18 protein-coding genes and 1 tRNA gene are annotated in these 22,341 nt (G+C 38.1%); 15 read left to right on the top strand and 4 right to left on the bottom strand.

The genetic code is table 11. The features are described 5' to 3' along the window. Genes ftsA through K5G00_RS10865 form a run of 4 tightly spaced genes read left to right on the top strand, consistent with a single transcriptional unit; the run spans position 1 to position 4,526 of the window. Positions 1-1,290, top strand: coding sequence for a cell division protein FtsA (gene ftsA / locus K5G00_RS10880; RefSeq protein WP_238766190.1), 1,290 nt, complete (start codon positions 1-3; stop codon positions 1,288-1,290). A gap of 11 nt (positions 1,291-1,301) precedes the next feature. Further along, a complete protein-coding gene (gene ftsZ / locus K5G00_RS10875) occupies positions 1,302-2,651 on the top strand; it encodes a cell division protein FtsZ (RefSeq protein WP_238766189.1) in 1,350 nt (449 codons plus the stop codon). A gap of 24 nt (positions 2,652-2,675) precedes the next feature. Then, positions 2,676-4,061 (top strand): cell division protein FtsZ, encoded by a 1,386-nt coding sequence (gene ftsZ / locus K5G00_RS10870; protein ID WP_238766188.1) that lies wholly within the window; start codon positions 2,676-2,678, stop codon positions 4,059-4,061. 15 nt (positions 4,062-4,076) lie between these two features. Next, entirely contained in the window at positions 4,077-4,526 is a 450-nt protein-coding gene (locus K5G00_RS10865; RefSeq protein WP_238766187.1) for a GatB/YqeY domain-containing protein, read from the top strand. 91 nt (positions 4,527-4,617) lie between these two features. Here K5G00_RS10865 and K5G00_RS10860 read toward each other — a convergent pair whose 3' ends face one another. The 3 genes from K5G00_RS10860 to K5G00_RS10850 all read right to left on the bottom strand — a co-directional run bounded on the left by K5G00_RS10860 (position 4,618) and on the right by K5G00_RS10850 (position 6,355). After that, positions 4,618-4,953, bottom strand: coding sequence for a hypothetical protein (locus K5G00_RS10860; protein ID WP_238766186.1), 336 nt, complete (start codon positions 4,951-4,953; stop codon positions 4,618-4,620). 144 nt (positions 4,954-5,097) lie between these two features. Continuing rightward, positions 5,098-5,814 carry a vitamin B12 dependent-methionine synthase activation domain-containing protein gene (locus K5G00_RS10855; protein WP_238766185.1) on the bottom strand — a complete coding sequence of 239 codons (717 nt, stop codon included), beginning with the start codon at positions 5,812-5,814 and terminating at the stop codon, positions 5,098-5,100. Positions 5,815-5,917: 103 nt separating this feature from the next. Then, complete coding sequence (locus K5G00_RS10850; protein ID WP_238766184.1) at positions 5,918-6,355, bottom strand: peptidylprolyl isomerase; 438 nt, start codon at positions 6,353-6,355, stop codon at positions 5,918-5,920. A 121-nt stretch (positions 6,356-6,476) separates the two neighbouring features. On the opposite strand from K5G00_RS10850, the gene K5G00_RS10845 reads away from it, so the two are divergent. From K5G00_RS10845 to K5G00_RS10800, 10 genes are all read left to right on the top strand, one after another. Further along, a complete protein-coding gene (locus K5G00_RS10845; protein ID WP_238766183.1) occupies positions 6,477-7,373 on the top strand; it encodes a sugar phosphate isomerase/epimerase family protein in 897 nt (298 codons plus the stop codon). A 25-nt stretch (positions 7,374-7,398) separates the two neighbouring features. Continuing rightward, positions 7,399-7,471, top strand: a tRNA-Thr gene (locus K5G00_RS10840). A 205-nt stretch (positions 7,472-7,676) separates the two neighbouring features. Further along, positions 7,677-8,966: an efflux RND transporter periplasmic adaptor subunit gene (locus tag K5G00_RS10835; RefSeq protein WP_238766182.1), complete on the top strand. Its 1,290-nt coding sequence runs from the start codon at positions 7,677-7,679 to the stop codon at positions 8,964-8,966. A 6-nt stretch (positions 8,967-8,972) separates the two neighbouring features. Further along, on the top strand, positions 8,973-10,472 hold the full coding sequence (locus K5G00_RS10830; RefSeq protein WP_238766181.1) for a TolC family protein: 1,500 nt from the start codon (positions 8,973-8,975) through the stop codon (positions 10,470-10,472). Positions 10,473-10,483: 11 nt separating this feature from the next. After that, the gene (locus K5G00_RS10825; protein ID WP_238766180.1) at positions 10,484-11,731 is read left to right on the top strand and encodes an ABC transporter permease; all 1,248 of its coding nucleotides are present in this window, start codon (positions 10,484-10,486) and stop codon (positions 11,729-11,731) included. Then, on the top strand, positions 11,728-12,891 hold the full coding sequence (locus K5G00_RS10820; protein ID WP_238766179.1) for an ABC transporter permease: 1,164 nt from the start codon (positions 11,728-11,730) through the stop codon (positions 12,889-12,891). Before K5G00_RS10825 ends, K5G00_RS10820 begins: the two co-directional genes overlap by 4 nt. Positions 12,892-13,043: 152 nt before the next feature. Further along, a complete protein-coding gene (locus K5G00_RS10815; protein WP_238766178.1) occupies positions 13,044-13,712 on the top strand; it encodes an ABC transporter ATP-binding protein in 669 nt (222 codons plus the stop codon). Positions 13,713-13,739: 27 nt separating this feature from the next. After that, positions 13,740-15,113, top strand: coding sequence for a sigma-54-dependent transcriptional regulator (locus K5G00_RS10810; protein WP_238766177.1), 1,374 nt, complete (start codon positions 13,740-13,742; stop codon positions 15,111-15,113). Beyond that, positions 15,110-16,408 carry a sensor histidine kinase gene (locus K5G00_RS10805; protein WP_238766176.1) on the top strand — a complete coding sequence of 433 codons (1,299 nt, stop codon included), beginning with the start codon at positions 15,110-15,112 and terminating at the stop codon, positions 16,406-16,408. The genes K5G00_RS10810 and K5G00_RS10805 overlap by 4 nt, the downstream gene beginning before the upstream one ends. A gap of 411 nt (positions 16,409-16,819) precedes the next feature. Beyond that, entirely contained in the window at positions 16,820-19,030 is a 2,211-nt protein-coding gene (locus K5G00_RS10800; protein WP_238766175.1) for a S8/S53 family peptidase, read from the top strand. Positions 19,031-19,151: 121 nt separating this feature from the next. On the opposite strand, the gene K5G00_RS10795 is transcribed toward K5G00_RS10800, so the two are convergent. Then, on the bottom strand, positions 19,152-21,572 hold the full coding sequence (locus tag K5G00_RS10795; protein ID WP_238766174.1) for a TonB-dependent receptor: 2,421 nt from the start codon (positions 21,570-21,572) through the stop codon (positions 19,152-19,154). Between the two features lie 564 nt (positions 21,573-22,136). Between K5G00_RS10795 and K5G00_RS10790 the strand changes: the two genes are divergently transcribed. Further along, positions 22,137-22,319, top strand: coding sequence for a hypothetical protein (locus K5G00_RS10790; RefSeq protein ID WP_238766173.1), 183 nt, complete (start codon positions 22,137-22,139; stop codon positions 22,317-22,319). Positions 22,320-22,341: the final 22 nt, after the last annotated feature.

The following is a 22,341-nucleotide window of genomic DNA, read 5'->3' as shown; positions in this document are numbered from 1 at the left end:
ATGGCTTCAAACAGTAATCTTTCGGTTGTTATTGATATTGGTACTTCAAAAATTGTCGGACTGGCAGGACAAAAAACAGAGGAGGGCAAAATGGAAATCTTGGCCGTTTCAAGAGTGTCCTCAAAAGGTGTCAAACGAGGGGTGGTTTTTAATATTGAAGAATTGGCTTCATGTCTGAAAGAAGTAATTGCCGATTTGGAAAAGCAGTTGGATGCAGAAATTACAGGAGTTGAAATTGCTTTTGCCGGACAGCAAATGAAAACGGCTGATTACCGCGGTTATCGCTATACGTCTGACGACGGAGTAGTATCTGATTTTGATATTAACGAGTTGTATAATGAAGCTAAAAGTTATAAGGTTGAGCAGAACTACAAGACGATTCACATTGTTCCGCAATCTTTTATTATCGATGATGAAATCAGGGAATTGAACCCGGTGGGAATTACCGGAAGAAAACTGGAGGCTAATTACAAATTGTTTATTGTTCCTGAGGTTCATATTCTTAATTTTCAACGGGTTTTTGAAAAGGTCGGGGTGAATATAGAAGGAATCACGCTTTCGCCTTTGGCAATCTCCGAGTCGGCGCTTTCCGAGGATGAAAAGGAAAATGGAGCTGTTCTTTTGGATATTGGAGCCGGAACAACAAAGCTAGCTGTTTTTCATAACAGTGTATTAAAACACGTTGCAGTTATCCCTTTTGGAGGAGACGTTGTAACCAAAGACATCAGAGAAGGTTGTTCTATTTTGTTAAAATGGGCCGAACAGCTGAAGGTAAAGTATGGTGAAGCTCTGGGCGATTTTGCTGATGAACAAAAAGTGGTTACCATTCCCGGGCATAATGGCTGGGAACCCAAAGAAATCTCTTTTAAAAGCCTTGCATTTATCATTCAGGCAAGAATGGAGGAAATTATTGACAATGTAAATCTCCAGATAGGAAAATCAGGAGTGGAAGAAAAACTGGGGTTTGGGGTTGTTGTGTCGGGAGGAACCGCTGATATGAGTAATCTGATTTCGTTGGTGAAATTCCGAACTGGTTTGGATGCCCGAAAAGCTTTTCCTGTTATCCATCCGGTAAACAGGCGGAAAGAATTTCAAAATCAGGATTTACTTACCGCTTTTGGTTTGTTGAAAATGACTCTAGAGAAAGAGGAGGAGTCGGAGGGTATAAGAACGAAAAGAAAAAAGGAGAAGAAGAAAAAGGAAAATAACGGCCTTTCTTCATGGCGTAAAGCCATTCAGGGTGTTCTCGATTACATCGACGATGACAACGATGATTTAGCAATGAATTAAAATTGAATGATATGACCGAAGAATTAGTAAACTTTAAGCTTCCAAAAGCTTCGTCATCCATAATAAAGGTAATTGGTGTTGGCGGTGGCGGCTGCAATGCTGTTAACCACATGTTTGAGGAGGGAATTACAGGAGTGGATTACATCATATGTAATACTGATTCGCAGGCGTTGGAACAGAGTCCTGTTCCTGTGAAGATTCAGCTTGGTGTTACACTTACCGAGGGCCGCGGAGCAGGTAACAAACCCGAAATGGGCGAGGAGGCAGCACGTGAAAATTATGAGGATCTAAAAAAAGTTTTGGAAGATAACACCAAAATGTTGTTTATCACCGCCGGAATGGGCGGAGGAACCGGTACGGGGGCAGCTCCGGTAATTGCCAAGTTGGCCCGGGAACTTAAAATTCTTACGATAGCGGTAGTTACAATTCCTTCACCGGCAGAAGGAAAGAAACGGTTTGGTCAGGCTATGAAAGGAATTGAGAAACTGGGAGAGTTTGTGGATAGTATGCTGGTAGTAAGCAACCAGCGACTTCAGAATATATTTGGAGATTTACCTGCCCGACAGGCATTTAAAATGGCTGATAATATTGTAACCACGGCGGTAAAAGGTGTTGCCGAAATCATTACGGTTCATGGTAATGTAAATATTGATTATACCGATGTTCATACCGTAATGCACAACAGTAAAGTGTTTATTATGGGAACCGGTTATGCCACTGGTGAAGGCCGGGCAATGGAAGCAGTGAATCAGGCTTTGGAATCGCCTTTGCTGGATAGCAATGATATTCATGGTACCAAAAATATATTGCTCAATATTATTTCGGGCAAGGAAGAAATAAAAATGGGCGAGATTGGTGACATAATTGAAACCTTGCAGGAAAAGGCAGGTAAGGAGGCAGATATTATTTGGGGAAATGGATATGATGAATCACTGGGAGACAAAGTCAGCGTAACCATTCTTGCCACTGGTTTTGTAACCAATCCAAATCAGATTTTGCAGCCCAAAAAAGAACGGGAAAAGTTCGATTTAGTTGAGGATCCGGAAGAAGAACCTGTTCTTAATGAACAAACAAAAGAAAAAGAAGAATTTGTTTCACAGAGAAAAAATGAAAATAAGATTGTTTTTGAGCAGGAAGAAAACGATGACGAAAAAGAGGAGGAGTTAAAAGAAAAAGTTTACGTAAGGCCAAAGAAGGAAACAAGTGAAAAATCGATTTTTGGTCGAAAAAAGAAAAAAGAACCTAAGAGAAAAGTAAAGAAAGATGAACCTGTAACTGAACCTAGTATTGATAATTGGTTTTATAAAAATTTTGGACTGGGGAAATTATTTGATGATGAGGATCAAGCAATGGATGAGTAAACCCAAAAACAAACAGATTGGATTATGACAGAGAAAATGGCAGATTTATCAAATTCTAAAAATAAAGGAGCTGCGATAAAAGTTATAGGAGTTGGCGGAGGCGGAGGAAATGCGGTAAACCATATGTTTAAACAGGGCATTCGCGATGTTGATTTTGTGATTTGTAATACAGATTCACAGGCTTTGGATGCCAGCCCTATTCAGATTAAAGTACAACTGGGAGCCTCGTTGACAGAGGGACGGGGAGCAGGGAACAAACCGGAAACAGGAAAACAGGCGGCACTTGAAAATATTGATGATGTAAAAGCAGCACTTGGGAACGGCACAAAAATGGTTTTTGTAACTGCCGGAATGGGCGGTGGAACCGGAACAGGTGGCGCTCCGGTTATTGCTGAAGCATGTAAAAACCGCGGGTATTTAACGGTTGGGATTGTAACCATTCCCTTCAGAAATGAAGGAAGGAGGAGAATAAAACAGGCTGTTGAAGGAATTGAAGAATTAGAAAAGCACGTGGACTCATTATTGGTAATCAACAATGAAAGAATTCGTGAAATGTATGGTGATTTTGGAATTTCAGAAGCTTTTTCTCGTGCAGATAATATTCTAGCTATTGCAGCAAAAGGTATCGCAGAGATTATTACTGTTCCGGGATACATAAATGTAGACTTTGCTGATGTGGAAACTGTTATGCGCAAAAGTGGTTTGGCTGTTATGGGAACCGGAATCGCAACAGGTGAAAAACGTGCTGAAGAAGCAGTTGAAAAAGCGTTGAATTCCCCATTGTTGAATAACAATGATATTCGGGGTGCAAAAAATATTTTACTAAATATTACTTCTGGAACAACTGAAGTTACTATGGATGAAGTTGGCCGTATTACAGACTATGTCCAGAACAAAGCAGGATTTGACGCCGATATTATTTGGGGAAACGGAAAAGAAGAATCGCTTGGTGAAAATATTTCAGTAACCTTAATTGTTACGGGAATCAGTAAGAGTAGTATTCCTCATTTTGAGAACAAAGAACAGGCGGAAAAAAAAGAACATCTGCTTGACGAATCAGAGAAGCAAAACAGAGAAAATTCGACCACTCAAAAAACAAATAGCAGAAACAATCAGAAAACGTTTGAGTTTGATATTTCGGAGGAAAAAAGACAGGAGGAGTCTGAGTTTGAGTTGTTGTATCCAAAAACATCAGAAGAGAGAACCTCTCCTGAAAAGAAAAATGTGGTACTGGATTATTCTAATCTAAGCGATGAGGATGTGGACGAGTTTGAAAATATTCCTGCCTATAAAAGAAGACAGTTGAGAATGAACGACCCAAAATATAACCATAAACCGTCAAAATATTCTGTCTCAAAAGATAATAAAATAAAAGACAAAAATTCATATCTTCATGATCAGGTCGATTAATTAAAAATAATAATTATGACAATTTTTGAACAAATAAACGACGATATTAAAACGGCTATGAAAGCCCGTGAAAAGGAAAAGCTGGAAGCGCTCAGAAACATTAAAAAAGTGATGCTTGAAGCGAAAACATCTAAAGGTGCCGGAGCTGAATTGACCGATGAAGAGGCATTGAAAATTATATCAAAACTGGCTAAACAAGGTTCTGATTCGGCAGTTATTTATAAAGAACAGGGGAGGCAGGAATTGCACGATCAGGAAATGGTGCAGGTGGCTGTTTATGAAAGCTATCTCCCCGCAAAAATGAGTGAAGAGGAACTGACATTTGTTGTAAAGGCGATAATTGAAAAAACCGGAGCTTCTTCTATGAAAGATATGGGAAAAGTTATGGGATTAGCGAGCAAAGAATTAGCCGGGAAAGCAGACGGGAAAGAAATAGCCGATAAAGTAAAAAGATTGTTACAATAGTCTAATTGTAAAAACCGCATGTTTATGCGGTTATTTTTAGTCTTTTGATTTAAAGTATACGGAAGGATTCATAGATAAATCCTTCCTTTTTTTAATCCTCATCGTCAGATATTTGATCCGCAACATGATCAAGATCTGCATATTTGTCTTCGTAATCCTGTTTTACATTGTCTTTTAAGAAACCGTCATCATCGTAATCATCATCTTCATCAACAATCTGAACCGCTTCGTTTTCGGTCATCCGGAGCATGTAGTATTTGTCTTCGGTTTCAAACGGAAGCGCAGTAACTTTAATTCCGTTTTTATCAAAAAAGTGAATCAGGTTATCGGCAAATCCATCAGCGTAAACCAATTTTATCTGCTCTTGTAGATCCTTGTCTAACTTGTTGTAATCTTTTATTACCCTAGGTTTATTAACAGGTGCCATTTCTGCTTTGTTAAGTTTTTTTAAATCAATGTTTTACTAATGTTTTTTGCCTTGTTGTAAAAAGCACACAAAACGTTTTTATGCTATCGTTTGTATTCCAATAACTACAACAAATAAATGAGTAAGAATTGATATTTCCAACAGTTATTCTGATTTTTTTAAAGGTTTTTTTTGACGCTTTATTTTTCCGTAGAAACAATTTAAATCATCGCACCAGTTACACTGATATCCTTTCTGTTTTAATTCGGGGCCAATTCCAATTATTCCACTTACTGATTTTATTGGATTCATCAGCGATGAGGAAGAAAGTGTAATACCACAAAACTGTGGAGGGAGCAGAGAAAACAGTTTTTGTTGTTCCGAAACATCCCAGTTGCAATATCCCGGCGAAAACCGGTCTGAAATATTTAATCTGCGGGGTGCCATTTTATTTTTGAGCCATTCTTGTATGTTATCCACGGCTTTTTCCACTATTAAAGAACCGATTGTATCAAAAATGTATCCGGCCAGTGCATCTCCCTCTTTGATCATTTTTTTTGAATGTTCTGATATTTCGCTTCCTGCTGTGCAAACAAACAAAGCAATCGAACTTGCATGGAATAAACGGGCTGTGACAATTTTTCCGGGGGAAAAAACTGTTTTCTCCGTTCTTATCTGGTTATTTTTTTTATCGACAACAGCAGGCGATAAGACTTTTATTCCTCCTCTGATATCACACAAAGCGGAGGCTTTTGATAATCCAGCTTTCACGAGTTCAGGAAAGGGATCGGGAGAGGTACCTTTTTCAAAACCCATGTATTCTTCAATTTCGTGGAAATTTAAAGATAGTTCTTCAAAACTGTAACTTAACTCTTTTATCATTTGAAAAAAATATCAGGGAATTTACAACTAAATTGAGGATGCCGGAAATAAAAAAGGGATTTACGTGCACGTAAATCCCTTTTTTACAAATCGAATTCTGTTATTAATCTTCAATAATTTCAATTTTTTCAATTTCATCACCTTGCCTGATATCATCAATTACATCAAGTCCTTCATAAACTTTTCCAAAGCAAGTATGATGTTTGTCGAGGTGTTTGGTATTCTCCCTGTTATGACAAATAAAAAACTGTGATCCACCGGTGTCTTTGCCAGCATGCGCCATCGATAAAACACCTCTTTCGTGGTATTGGTTGTCGCCGTCGAGTTCACACTTGATAGTATAACCCGGGCCCCCTGCGCCGGTTTTGTCCGGGCATCCTCCCTGAATAACAAAATTAGGTATTACCCTGTGAAAATTTAATCCGTCGTAAAATCCATCTTTTGCGAGTTTTACAAAATTTGCTACCGTACCAGGTGCATCTTCCTCAAAGAATTTTATTTTCATTACTCCCTTCGACGTATAAATTTCTGCTTCTTTCATCTTTTTTTGTATTTGTTCCGGCACAAAAGTAGAAAATCTTGCCATATTTCATAAATCAATATTGTAGAGTTGAGCGGAGAATTATATCTTTAATATCTTTTAACAACTAAATCTGACAACAATGAGATTTTATCAAAGTAGAAAAGAGTTTATCCGAAACTTGTCATTATTGGTTGGCGCGTCAGCAATTCCAGGAAGTTTATTTGCTTCCTCGGGTAAGGTTGCAGGTTCAAAAATGAAATTAGGACTGGTAACTTATCTGTGGGCAAAGGACTGGGATATCCCTACCATAATAAAAAATTGCAGTGAAACGCAGGTGTTGGGAGTCGAGCTTCGCGTTGAACATGCACATGGTGTTAATTTTAATATGACAGCAGCAGAACGGGCAGAGGTGAAGAAAAAGTTCAACGATTCTCCTGTTGAGATTGTGGGAATGGGAACAAATGAAGAATACCATTCTCCGGATCCTGCGGTATTAAAAAAGCATATTGAAAATACACGGAAGTGGCTTGAACTAAGCAGGGATATAGGTGGCTCGGGGGTAAAAGTAAAACCCAATGCATTCCCTGATGGAGTTTCAAAAGAAAAGACTCTGGAACAAATCGGAAAGGCGCTGAATGAAATCGGAAAAATGGCGCTTGACATGGGGCAACAAATCCGGTTAGAAGTACATGGACGGGAAACGCAGCAACTGCCCAACATAAAAACAATGATGGATTACGTTGAAAACAAAGGTGCAACTGTTTGTTGGAATTGCAACGACCAGGATTTGGATGGGCAGGGATTGGAATACAACTTTAATCTTGTGAAAGATAAGTTTGGGGACATTTGCCATGTTCGTGAACTAAATGTGGGCGATTATCCCTATCAGGAGTTGATGGATTTGTTTGTGAAAATAGATTATCCCGGTTGGATTTTATTGGAGTGTCGTACTAATCCTGCAGATAAAGTTGCAGCGATGAAAGAACAGCGGCAGGTTTGGGAAAACATGATAGAAAAGGCGCAGGCTAAATTATAATTTGTTTTAATCTTGCGTGGCAAAGGCCACTTTAGCTCAGCCGGTAGAGCAGCTCACTCGTAATGTGCAGGTCGCGGGTTCGAGTCCCGTGAGTGGCTCGCATCACAATAACGAAATTTCCTAAAAGCTTGGAATCAACTGATTTCGGGCTTTTTTTGTTATTGACCTTTACAAATACACCAAATTTATTAAAGGTAAATTTAAAACCTATTCGAAACCGAACACTGCTGTTCATTATCGGACACTTTTTGTTGTTTCTGTTTTGGTTTAAGTGGCATTAGATGAGTGTTATACAGCTTCGGCATGCCTTTTGATTTAGGGATGGCCAAAATTATCATTCAAATGGATCGGGACTTGCCTGCTGATGTAAAAAAGAAACGTAAAAAAACAATTTTAATACGAATTGTAATTGGTGGTCTTATTCTTATAATTTCAGTATTTAGCTTGAGGCAACTCATTAGACCAACTATTCGTTCGCATAATTTTTTTGTAGCAACAGTTGAAACCGGTGATGTTTTAGCTACCGTGTCGGCTTCAGGAACAGTCTTACCCGAATTTGAAGAAATAAAAACAAGCCCCATTTCTTCCGCAATAGTAGAAATACATCAAAATTTGGGAAATGAGGTCGATACAGGAGATACGATTTTGATTTTGGATATTAATAGTTCGGTCGCTGCGTTAAAAAAACTAAAAGACGAACTGGCATTAAAAAAGAATAATGCAACCAGATTAAAGCTTCAGCTCGAAAAAACAATCATTGATTTAAATACTCAATTTAACATCAAAGAGTTAGGTGTGGAAAGTATGGAGACAGATTTAAAGGAAGAAAGATATCTGAATTCCATTGGTGGCGGCACAAAGGAGAAAATTGAAAAAGCTGAACTCAATTTGAAAATTGCAAAATTGGAACTGGAACAAATTAACCAAACCATTGAAAACAGTGAAAAATCGATGCAAGCAGATTTGGTTGGCCTCAATTATGAAATTAGCATTCAGCAAAACAACATAAATGAACTGGAAAATAAAATCGCCGGGGCAACAATTAAAGCCGACAAAAAAGGTGTAGTAACCTGGATAAATAATCAAATTGGGCAAACAGTCAGCGAAGGAGAAGAGATGGTAAAAGTTGCTAATCTTAAAAGTTATGAAGTGCAAGGAAGTATCTCGGATATGCATTCAGAAAAATTAAGCAACGGGGCCAATGTAATTGTACGTATTAACAAGCAAACCGACATTGATGGTCAAGTTATCAGTATTTCTCCGGCCATAGAAGAAAATCTGATTCAGTTTAAAATTAAGCTTCAGCAAAAGGAACATCCCCTGCTCCGTCCGAATATGAAAGTTGATGTATTCCTGGTTACCGCATTCAAAAAGAATGTTCTGCGGGTTAAAAACGGTGCTTTTTACCAGGGAGGAACCAGGCAAAAAGTATTTGTGGTTGAGAACGGTAAACTCATTCAAAAAGAAGTTGAATTTGGTGAAAGCAATATCGACTATGTTGAAATTATAAAAGACCTTTCAAAAGGAGAAAAAATAGTCACTTCCGATATGGAAGATTATGAAAAATCTGAACAACTTTTTATAAAAGACTGATGCTCTATGAAAAAGGATTTTATGACCATATTTGCAACCAACTTCTTCAGAGTTCACAAGCTTGGAAAAGGTTTCTTTTTCCTTTTATTTACTTTTTTTGTTACAAATCCTGTTTGCAGTCAATCATACACATTAAATGAGATTATAGAGTACGCACAAAAGAATTCTCCTGAGGCGATCCGGATTGAAACCGCCAAAGAAAACAAATACTGGCAATGGAGAACCTACAAATCGAACTATAAACCACAGCTTGTGCTGAATTCAGAATTTCCTTACCAAAATAGAAATATACCTGTATTGCAGGACGATGGAAGTATTGTTTACCGCAGGGTGAACCAAAGTGAAGCCACAGTTGATATATCGCTGGAACAAAATATCAGCCTTACCGGGGGAAAACTGTTCCTGAGTTCAGACCTTAGCCGCGTGGACAATTTCGACGGAAATATGCACAGCTACAGCAATTCACCATTTTACATCGGAATTGAACAGCCCGTGTTTCGTTTTAATGAATTAAAATGGATGAATAAAATTGAACCATTAAAATATGAAGAATCGCAACGGGAGTTTATTGAAAACAACGAACGTATTGCTTATAATACAGCGTATCATTTTTTTAACTTACTGATTGCACAAATTAATCTCAGGATTGCCAATGCCAATCTTCAAACTGCCGACACCATTTTTAAAACAGGTCAGGAAAAATATGCCATGGGGAAAATCTCGCGTAATGAACTTCTCCAGTTAAAATTTGGAGTTATAACAGCGCAGAAATCAAAGTCAAAGGCCATGCTTTCACGAGAAACTTCACAATTGGAACTAAGTTCATATACGGGCTTACTTGTTACAGAAACAGCAACACTCGCAATACCCGATAAAATTCACCATTTTTTTATCGACGATTCGATGGCTGTTGAAAAAGCACTTGAAAACAGCCAGCGTTCTTTGGCTTTTAAACGCGAAGTACTGGAGGCCCAAAGAGACCTGGTTAAAGCTAAACGCGAAAGCGGACTGAATGCCAACCTGCAGTTAAGTTACGGAACAACCAATGTGGCAAATGATGTTACATCTCTTTACAGAGAGCCGCAAACGCTTCAAACAGTCAATATTGGACTGTCTATACCCATTCTTGATTGGGGCAGAGCCAAAGCAAAGCGTGAAACAGCCCTGGCAAATTTAAAACTGGCAGAACATACCGTTGAACAGGATAGAATAAATTTCAGGCAGGAAATCATTACACAGGTTGAATACTTCAGCATGTTACAAGGTTTTATCGAATACACCCGGGATGCCAACCAAACTGCAACTGAACGATACGAAATTGCCCGGTTAAGGTACATTGCCGAAGATATTAGCCTTACCGAGTATAATATTGCGCTGGAACAAAAAGACTACGCCCGGCAGGATTACATTACGGCATTGCGCGATTACTGGGTGACTTATTATACTATTCGGATACTTACTCTGCATGATTTTGAAAACAACAGACAACTTTCGACAATCAATTAAAATCAGATGTCATGATAAAAAACTATTTAAAAATTACCTGGAAAGTGCTGATGCGTAACAAGCTGTTTACATTTATCAGTTTGTTTGGCATCAGTTTTACATTAATCATACTTATAGTTGCCGCTTCGTTTTTCGATTACTTTACCAAATCGAATTATCCGGCAAAAAAGTTAGACCGGATATCCTTTATTAGTAATGTGAGAATTTGGGATGAACAGACTGGAAAAAACAGTTACAACAATTATATTGGAGGATCTCCAAGTTATTACTTGCTTGATAATTATGCCCGGACCTTAGAAACACCATTGAAAGTTTCAATAAACTCAAATTTTGTAACATCAGTAAACAGTTATATTAACGCACAAAAGTTAGAACTGAAAATAAGACATACAGACGATGAATTCTGGAATGTTCTTGATTTTAAATTCATTGCGGGCCGGCCTTATAATAAAAATGAAGTAGAAGATGCCCAACAGGTTGCTGTAATATCTGAGTCTGTCGCAAAAACAATTTTCAACGAGAGCCAGGATGCCATTGGGAAGCAGGTAGAAATGGACAAAATTAATTATACGATTATCGGCATTGTAAAAGACGTTCCTTTTACCAGCCAGTATGCTTACGGAAATGTTTGGGTACCCATAACTACAACGAAAAACGATCTGTCAGTTAAAAAGCTGGATGGAGGTTACTCAGCTATTTTACTTGCAAAAAAGAGAGGTGATTTACCAAAAATTGAAAGTGAATTTCAGGCGGCGCTGAAAAAAATAGATTTCCCTTTTAACGGAATGAATTTTATTGACTGTCATGCTGAATCTGTTCTTGAAGATTTTATCCGGTTTAGCCCCGTCAACAAAAAAACTTTTAGTATCCTGCTGTCAGCAGTTATATTCATTTTGTTATTTATCCCTTCTCTAAATCTAATCAGTATGAACACGACCCGGATAAGTGAACGTTTGTCGGAGATTGGGATCAGGAAATCATTTGGTGCGACTAAAATTGCCTTAACTGGACAATTTTTGACTGAAAACATTGTTCTTACGATTCTCGGCGGTGTTATTGCCTTTATTTTTTCGTTTATCGTACTGAAGTTTTTTCAACCCACAGGTATTATACCTTCAGAAGGGTTTCCATTGAACTTCCGCATCTTTTTTACCGGCTTGTTTTTTTGTTTTTTGTTTGGGTTTATTTCCGGGGTACTGCCGGCTTACCGCATGTCGCGCTTACAAATTGTTGAATCGCTAAAAGGAGGTGAATTATGATAAAGTCAATATTCAAATTAATCTGGAAACGCAAAAGAAGAAGTACGTTAATGATTGTGGAAATGTTTATTTCATTTCTGCTGTTGTTCGCTCTTTTTGCCATGGTTCTTAAAAACACAAGAAGTTATCTTGAACCAACCGGCTTCGATTATGAAAACGTTTGGGTGGTGAACATGAATATCTGGGGTGCAGGATTGAGTGATGAGCAAAATGAATTGATAATAGACCAATTAAGGAGAAATATTTTATCCATGCCAGATGTTCTATCTTTATCAAATACATCGGGTAATTTGCCTTATTCCCAGAGTACCTATTCAACAACCATGCATTATAATGATTTGAAAATTTCAACAAACCGCGTGCAAAGTGATGATGCTTTTGCAGAAGTGCTTGGTATTAAGTTGAAACAAGGCCGCTGGTATAACAAAACAGATGAAGGCAACAAAGAAATTCCGATTGTAATCAATCAGAAATTAAAAGAAGCCATGTTTGGAGACGAGAATGCAATTGGAGAAATCGTTCATTCCGGAGTATATAAAGTTGTCGGGGTGGTTGAACAATTTAAATTAAAAGGGGAATACTCAGAAGAACCAAATAATTTTTTTTCCCGCTTCGAACCCAATCATTTTGATAGGATTTTCCTGTTAAAAGTAAAACCCGATGCAGGAATTGCTTTTGAGGAGCAGCTGATCCAAACAGCCTCCAATATTGCCAAAGACTGGACCATCAAAGTTGAGCCATTGTCCAACTACCGAAAGGACGCCTTCCAGCGTACCTGGATTCCCATTCTATTATTTGGCGGCGTATGTATCTTTCTTATTCTGAATATCATTCTGGGGCTTCTGGGAATTCTCTGGTACAACATTAATAATCGTATTCCCGAGATTGGGTTACGTCAGTCGGTTGGCGCGTCAGCCGGAAAAATTTACCAGCAATTTATCGGGGAAATGCTTGTATTAACCACTCTTGGATTTATTCCCGGAATCCTGATTGCCGTTCAATTTCCCCTTCTGCATGCTTTTGAAATTGAAGATGAAATATACCTGCTGGCCATTCTTTGTTCGGTTTTTATTATTTATATGCTGGTTTTTATATCCAGCTTTATTCCAAGCATACAAGCGGTTAAAATACAACCGGCAATTGCATTACACGAAGAATAATAATCATTTTGAAAACAATGTCGTTTAGTTTCGGAAAAATTACAAGTCAATTTACCCCTAAATCCGCTAAAGGGGACTTGTCTTGCTCCCCTTCAGGGGCGGGAAAAATTAACTAAACGACTTTAATTTATGATGAAATAAAATTTACAACTATGATAACATTAAAAAACCTTGAAAAAGTTTACCAAACCGATGAGATTGAAACGGTTGCATTGAGTAATATAAACCTTGAAATTGCCAAAGGCGAATTCCTGTCAATCATGGGGCCATCCGGCTGTGGGAAAAGTACTTTGCTAAACATGATTGGATTATTGGATAAACCGACAAACGGCATGGTTGAAATTGAAAAAAATATTATTGATGGCTGGAGAGACAAGAGGTTGGCTCAGTTCAGAAACCAAAAACTGGGATTCATTTTTCAAAGCTTTCACCTGATAAACGATTTGCAGGTAGTTGATAATGTGGAGCTACCGCTGCTTTACCGAAAGGGAATTTCTGGAAAAGAACGAAGAAAAAGGGCACTGGAAGCCATTGAAAAAGTTGGATTGAGCACTCGTGCAAAACATTACCCGGCACAATTGTCCGGCGGACAGAAACAACGTGTAGCTATTGCCCGTGCAATTATCGGGCAACCCGACATTATTCTTGCCGACGAACCCACGGGTAATCTGGATAGTAAAATGGGGAACGATATTATGGAAATACTGGAAAAGCTGAATAAACAGGAAAAAGCAACCATCATTATGGTTACTCATGACGAACGGCTGGCAAACAAAACAAACCGGATTATTCATTTATTTGATGGTAAACAGGTAAATTAGCGTTAAGAACTTATTATCTTTCCTGATATGATATTGGTTATCGACGACGATAAGGCGATACAAACTTCAATCAGTTTGCTGCTAAAACAGAATGGTTATACAGCCCGTTGTGCCTCCAATCCAAAAGAGGCAAATGAAATAATAAAAGAGAGAACACCGGAACTGGTTATTCTGGATATGAACTTCAGCAACAATAGCTCAGGGACAGAGGGATTGAACTATTTGTCAGAACTCAAGGCAGTTGTTCCTAAAATACCCGTAATTCTAATTACTGCCTGGGCTTCAATTCCTTTGGCGATTGAAGGTATAAAAAAAGGAGCTTTCGATTTTATAAGCAAACCCTGGGAAAATGAGAGTTTACTGCATAACATTAAAACCGCTTTTGAATTAACAAAGGAACCCAGGGTTGGAATAAAAAGAAAAGAGCTGGATAGCAAATATGATTTTACAAATATTGTAGGTAACAGCTCTGAAATACTATCTGTTTTAAGTACAGTGGGAAGGGTTAGTAAAACAGATGCTCCTGTGTTAATCCTTGGAGAAAGCGGCACCGGGAAAGAATTGTTTGCGGAAGCCATTCATAAAAACAGCAGCAGAAAGGATGCTCCGTTTATAAAAGTTAATCTTGGAGGAATTTCATCCAGCCTGTTTGAAAGTGAAATATTTGGGCATGTAAAAGGTGCATTTACCGACGCCTATAATAATAGAAAAGGTAGATTTGAGTTGGCAGATAACGGAACAATTTTTTTGGACGAAATCGGTGACCTCGATTTGAATTCACAAGTAAAATTACTTCGCGTTCTGCAGGATAAAACCTACCAGGTGTTGGGTGAAAGTAAAACAAGAAAGGTAAACGTCAGAGTAATTTGTGCTACAAACAGGGACTTAAAAAGTATGGTGGAAAAGGGTACTTTTCGTGAGGATCTTTATTACCGGATTAACCTAATTACAATCAATATTCCCTCATTAACAGAAAGGAAGAGCGATATCCCGCTTCTGGTTAATTATTTTATTCAAACTTTAAAAAGTATTTATAATTTAGATAACATAGATGTTTCACGAGAAGCAATAAAGTGGCTGAAAAATATTAGGTTCACAGGAAATATCCGGGAGCTAAAAAATTTAATTGAGAGAACATGGTTAATTTCAGGGAAAAACAAATTTGAAATTTCCGATTTTGAAAAAGCTTTGCAGCAAACATCGACTCCAATATCAAAAGAAAACCTACCTCCTGTTGGAGCATTAACGTTAGAACAAATTGAAAAGGAAATGATTATCAAAACACTGGAAAGGTTCAGGGGCAATATGTCAAAAACAGCAAAATCACTTGGGCTTAGCCGGGCCGCTTTGTACCGGAGACTGGAAAAACACGGGCTTTCTGATTTTATAAAAGCCGAATGAAGTTAAAAACAAGATACATACTGTTTATTATCATAGTTCACCTCTCATTTGGGGTTATAACCGTTTTAATCTATCAGCAGAATAAAATTCTTTTTCTGATTTGCGAAGCAATTCTGATTATTTCTCTGGTACTTTCGTTTACGCTGATTTTGCCGCTTTTTAAGCCGTTTAAGTTGTTGAATGCAGGAATAGATTCTATTGCAGATAAAGATTTCAGCATAAAGTTTTTGCCGGTTGGAAACAAGGAGCTTGATAAATTATTCGAGGTGTATAATAAAATGATCGACCAGTTAAGGCTGGAACGGACCAATGTTGCCGAGAAACACTTTTTTCTCCAGAAAATGATCGACGCAACACCAACAGGAATTATCATTTTAGACGCAAATAAAAATATTGAATCCATAAATCCTTATGCCCAAGACCTTTTGGAAATCGATGAAAAAGGAGAAATTACGGAAATCTGTAAGTTACCTCCACCATGGAATTCGGAACTATTAAATATTAAAGAAAACGACTCCAGGTTGATCCAAATAAACGGGATTAGTCAATACAAATGTTACAGATCCAGTTTTCTGGAAAGAGGAGTTAAACGAACTTTTTATATTATAGAGGAACTGACAAAAGAATTGTTGAATGCAGAAAAACAGTCGTATGAAAAGGTGATACGAATGATTTCGCACGAAGTAAATAACAGTGTTGGCTCGGTGAATTCGATTATTGATTCTTCGATAGTTCATCTGCGGCGATTTTCATCAGAAAAAAATGAGGATTTTGTTGATGCACTGGCGATTGCAAAAGAACGGATTTTTAATTTAAATACCTTTACAAAAAAATTCGCCGATATTGTCAGAATTCCGCCGCCTGAAATCCAGGACTGTTCGATAAATGAAATTGTCACACGCATTTTGTTTTATTTCAAAAAAGACTTTGAAGAAAAAAATATAAAAATCGTTACAGAATTTACATCAGATAATCTGACAATCCCTTTTGACCCGCAACAACTGGAACTGGTTTTGATCAATATTATGCAGAATGCCATTGAGGCTATTACCGGCGAAGGAATAATAACTGTTAAAACCCGTCTGAGTCCTGCAACTTTGATTATTGGAAACAATGGAGAACCCATTCCTGCTGATATTCAAAAGAGATTATTTGAGCCATTTTTCACCACAAAACGAACCGGGCAGGGTATAGGACTAACTCTAATCCGGGAAATACTCATAAATCACAAAGCCGGATTTACATTAGAAACCAATGATGACGGAATGACGGAATTTAAAATTTCATTAAAATAATACCTCCTTTGAGGACAAGGGGTTTTTGCCCCATTTTTATCGGGATTTTAACTATGTTATTGATTTTTAGTTTTTTAGTGCATATATTGCACGTGTAAAATGTTGAGTTTAAATTGTGAATAATTCAAAATCTTTTTCGGAAATGGCATGTGGAAGTTTTTCTATTTATGCTGGATTTGTTTAAATCCCCAAATGATTATCTGGGAAACTATCATTTTTAAACAAAGAAGCTGAAATTGACAAGTTTACAGTTTACCTGACTGATTGGAAGTACAGGCTTAGCCTCTGACGCGGTGACGTCGAAAGTCATTGGCTTATTTGCGTTCGATTTAACTTGGCAGATTATATGACTCTTTTACTCAAACACGAAAATAACAACCATTAAATACTTAAAAAAGAGAGGAGTTAGTTATGACTAAAGAAAGTAATGTACTGGTAAGTCTGGTACGCGACGAAATTCTAACAACAAATTCGTCTATCGAAATCACAACTGTTGCGAATGCAGATGCAGATCGTGTGATCAGAAGCATAGCGGTTCAGGGTGTGGATGGGAAAGTCTCTCCTACAAGACGGAGAGGTGGTTTTGTATGGAGTGCAGAGAATGGGTTGCCACCCGGACAACATAGGCTGGTAATTGATCCGCTTGTGGATGCTAAATCACAGAAATTGAGTGATCCTCTGGAGATCCCTTTTACAGTAGTTGCCACGAACTCAAAAATTGCCGGCAACCTGCAAATCAATAGTTTTGTTCGAATTAAACTTGTTGAAGATGGTGTTGAGCGGCTTCCGGGTGATAAGATTTCAGACGTAGAGTATATCGAATTTTTTAAAGCTACAGACCGCAAGAGTGGTAGGCCTTTATCATTTGAATTTGACCATAAAGGCAAAAGAGTAGATGGAGAAAAAGTCCTTGAAGAACATCGTGAAAAACTGAATTCGAAATTCGGAAAGATTCATCCCTCACTGTTTTCTATTATCTATTCTGAAAAACCACCTGCAAATGTGTTGGTCGATGTTTGGTACGAAGTTGAGGAGCCTGAAGCTTTGCCTTCAGACCGTGCTTTAAATGAATGTGACCAGGATTCAGCAAACCGACGTTCAGAAGAAATGAGAGAAAAGATGGTTGGACGGTTAAAAGAGTTTGCAAAATCTCTTCGCAGCAATCTGAAAGTAGTAAAGGTTGATGAACTCGCGCCGGTAGTTACCGTTCATGTTGTAACATCGGGCATTAAAGAGTTGGCGGAACGAAAAGATGTGGCAGGTTTACTTCTTCATGAAACTGAAGGCATTGAAGACCTCGACGACTCGATTTCCGTTGCCTGCTCTGATGTTGTTCACTCCACCGGTGAAACTGGTTCGGGTGTAAAAGTCGCTGTCTGGGAATCAGGGCCTTCAAATAATTCAGATTTGGTTATTGCCGGAAAATACAAATCAAATCCTTCTACATCAAATCATTCGCAGAATGTGCATGCGATAATCCGGAATAAGGAATCCGGAACACCAAATGGGCACGCTCCCGGGTGTAGTTTGTATTCAGCAAATGATAAAGACAGGGATGCGTTAACCTGGGCAGTAAAAGACAAAGGCTGTACGGTTATTAATCAAAGCTTTCACCGATCCAGCGAGCCTGGTTCTGCTGCGTTATCAAGCGATGATATTTATGGCGACTATCTGGCAACCCGATATCCATATCCTTTAATAGTTCATGCAGCAGGTAACTTCTGGAACGGAGACCCGGATAATATTAATCCGCCCAGCAGTGAATATGTAAATCATAAAGGGTATAATACGATTTCTGTTGGGAATCACAATGATGATGCATCGGCAATGTCAGCATCATCAACGTTTCGAAATCCGGGCACTTCGCACGGCGATCGTGAACTGCCTGAAATAAGCGCAAACGGTGTTGGCGTAACAGCCGACGGAATTACAATGACCGGAACCAGCCAGGCTTCACCGGCAGTTGTTGGAGTAAGCGCACTTCTTCAAGGTACAAATTCAACATTGAAACATTGGCCCGAAGGATGCAGAGCCATACTGTTAGCCAGTGCAACAAAAAATGTTGTTGGTAATACATGGTGGCAGGATGTAAGTGGGGGAGTTGACGCAAAAGACGGTGCAGGAGCTGTGAATGCATGCGAAGGTGTAAATGTAGCAAAGAACCGGCGATGGGGAAATGCACCCGCTACACGCAGAGGATGGGACGTAGGCTTGCTTAGCTCTTCCAGTTTTGGCAGCGACAAAAAATCTACTTTTGAGTATAAAGTGTCTGTCCCCAATTACATATGGGGGCCACGAAAAGTGAAAGTTGCTTTAGCCTGGACATCCAAAACCAAAAAGACATCGTTCCTTTTCTGGAGCTGGTATATGTCAAAGCTAAAGGTCGACCTTGACCTTATGATATATGACGAAAATGGAGCTTTGGTAGGATACAGCGGTTCGTGGGATAACAGCTACGAAATAGCTGAGTTTACCGGGCAGCCGGGCAAAACTTATACTATAAAAATCAGGCGGTGGTCAGGAACAGAGTCAACCTGGTACGGTATTGGCTGGACTGTTACCGGCGGCCTCACCATTGCTTTAAATCCGGAGCTGTTGCAGCTGAGACGTGTTTTGCGGTAGTTTTTTTAATCTGAAATCGTAATAGTTTTAATTCGATAGACTTAGAGGTTAAAATCCTCAAGTCGACACATTCTACAGAGAGTCAATCTGGTGAATCCCGGTGGTGCAAACTGCCGGGATTTTAATAATTTTCGCTTGTAGTATCATTGTTTTTAACCGCTTCGAACTCTGCCTCACCCAAACAAATTGTTCCGTTTTCTGTAATTCCTTCTACAAATATTTTGTATTCAGCAACATTGTCGCAAGTAAAAAAAGTACAGTTAACTTTCCCATCTTCCACCGCGATTGACGGATTCCAGTAAAGTGTAGTCCGGTAGTCGGGTATTTCAGAACGTATATTTTCGCTGTTGTATGCTGGAGAATAAAATTCGCGGTACGATGAAAAGCCTTTAATTCGTTTAACTATTGTACCTTTCAGAATATCCGGCGTTGATGTACGTCCCCCACCTCTTTTAATAATGATGTTAATAACACCATTTCTTCCGCGCATTCCATAATAAGTACCTGCGGCATGTTTTAGAATTTCTACTCTTTCTATATCTCCCACAGGAATAGAGGTTACATAATCATATGCTGGAAAATCATCTGTTGAAAATACTTCAATCCCATCTATCAAGAATAAATAGGTGGAATCCACTCTTCCGGGAACGCGACCTGCCAAATATTCCATAATGTTTGGGTATGCATAAGCATTTTCTTTCAATACTACCGTGTGAGTTGGTTCGGTATAAATTCTAATTCGTCCCTGGCTTTTTTCTTCCTCCGGCCTGGCTGCCGTTACTCTTACTTCTTCAATAAGACGGGTATCACGGTCGGGGAAAAATTCTTTTAGTCTGGCTTCATTAAAATATTTTGTCCGAAGCATGGGAACCGGAATTTTGGTAAAATGTTTTGCCAACGTCAGTTCAGAAGAGGTTGTTTCAGGCGAGCTAAAAAGGATACTGTCTAACGTTATGGTGGTATTAAGTTTGTCTCTTTTATTTTTTCCCTGTATAAAAACAATAGCTGAATCATAAAACTGTACATTGTCAAATGTATAGTTTCCCAGTGAATCAGTTTGGGTAAAATTCATAAAGTTGTCTGTTTTTCCGGACACACTCAGTATTACTTCTGAATCAGTTAGCTTTTTTGTTTTGTAGTAATTTTTTAATGTTCCTGTAAAAGTATGTCCTAAATGTGTTTCAATTTCTGGGATTCTTTCTCTCTTGGTTAGTGTATTCCAAACATAGTTGCTCCAACCCTGGGTCATCATAAGTAAATCAAGTTTTTTTGCTGATGAAATTTGAGGTTCGTTTATAAAGTAGTCGGCAGGGCTGGCAATGTACCCTTTTAGTTCAGAATCGATTAACAGATAGGATTTTATGTTTTCTGTAATCCCTGATTCCGGAATCGAACTTTTATCAATAACCGAAATGGAAAGGTTAGCAATTTCATTTCTGTCAATGTTTTTACTTACATCTATTTCAAGTTTCACTTGTTCCCGTGGGCGAAATTGGAATTGGTTCAATTTTAATTTCAAAGAAGCATCTTCGGCTTCATCAATAAAAACAAGTCGTTCCGAGACAGGTTTGAAATTTTCGTTTAACAGAACTACCCGGTTGATACCGTTTTTTAGTAGTTCGTTTTTAATATGAACAATTTTTTCTTTTTTGTTCCTGCTTACCTCTGCAAAAGAGTTTAATTCGCCTCTGGTTAGAGAAGTCACATAGTATTTTTGATTGCTAACTGCTTCGTTTAAAAGAACGTTAACATCAATACCGTCCGGATTTTCTTTGTAAATCATCAGTTTGGCTCCGGTGTCTGAGATTTTAGGGAAATTATAGATTACATTCGGATAACCATCAATTTCAATTGTATATTTTTCTCTTTGCTCCGGAATAAAATAAATTATTCCCATGCCCCGGTACAACGAAGAAAATTTCATCAACTCTTCTCCTTTCCCGTTTAGTAACCGGCCGTGAATTTCAACATCCCTTCCTGAAGGTTCAGTTGCTTTAAAAGCCATTTGGTTGTATTTGCCCGCCAGCAGAAAACCACCTTCAGGAAACAGGTCGATAGTTATGTTGTTGATTATTTTATGCTTATCCTTATCCTTTGTTTCATGACCGGCTGTATTTTTTACACGACTAATACGAATTGGTTTTGAAAAAATTAAATCATCTCCATATTCACCCAATAAATCGGTGTAAGCACGAAGCAGGTAGTTTCCTTCTTCCAATTCAGGCCTGTTTAGCGTTAACTGGCCTGGGCAAAAACCTTGCTCAATCGGAAAAAATTCTTTTTGAACAGAATGACCGGAACTGTCAGTTAATTCGATATACAAGTTACAGTCGGTTTTTAAAGGAGCATGCGTTTGCGGGTGAAGTAGGTATCCCGCAAACCAAATTGTATCATTCAAAAAGTAAAATTCATGGTCGGTGTGTAGGTAAAGTTTTTGAAAAGGAATCGTTTGTTGGCTTTCAATAAATGACTTTTTGTTCTGAGAAAGAACTGACTGCGTAATTAATATCAGTAAAATTGGGAGTAAGTATTTTGTTTGCATTGCGGTTTTAGATTAGTTGTTTGGTAAGGAACAAAAATTATTCCTAAAGATAATTTATTTTGGAGCAGGAAGAGTGTTACTGAGCAGCTTTCTTAACAATGTAAAGGGACACCGTAATGCTTTTTTCTCGGGGTTTTCACTTTTATTCTATTCGCAGGAACAAAATCATCGTTTTTAATGCAAGTAACAGCTACTACAGCCGGAATAATGAGAGTAATCAACCATTCAAATTTTTATACAATTTCTTCATGATGGTATAACTTTTAAGTATTTGGAAGTAAAATCCAAACAGAAATGCTTGTTTATTTTTGTTAAATACAAAAAGAATAAGGAAAGTTTTTTTATACAAGTTAACGAGTGGCTGTTGTTTCGTGGAAAATTAAACCTTCTTTAAAATCCACATCGTGTAGAGATTTGTCCACATTAGGAATTCACATTATATACAAATCAAAAACAAATAAAGCCTTGATTTTCAGCAAGTAGTTGGGTTGTGGGGCTGGTGGCTTAATTCTGGAATACTTTTTTCGAGTAAAAGAGTAGAAAACATTTAAACAGAAATGATATATGAATGGATTAAAAAAACGAAAAACAACCTTGTCTTTTGTAATTAACTCAAAAAATTACTTAGGTAGCGATAAAAATACATTGAAAAGCAGAATTCAGGCGATGGATAAGGGTTGGATTCAGAAAAAAAATGACATTAGAAAAATGAAACGTACTGCCGAGAATTTTAAGGCAGGAGTTTAAACGATTATATAAAATAAATTAT

Origin of the sequence: Maribellus maritimus (assembly GCF_022267315.1) — a bacterium.
GTDB classification, from domain to species: Bacteria; Bacteroidota; Bacteroidia; order Bacteroidales; family Prolixibacteraceae; genus Draconibacterium; species Draconibacterium maritimum.
Note: the sequence above shows the minus strand (reverse complement) of the source record. Positions and strands in the feature narration are given on the sequence as shown.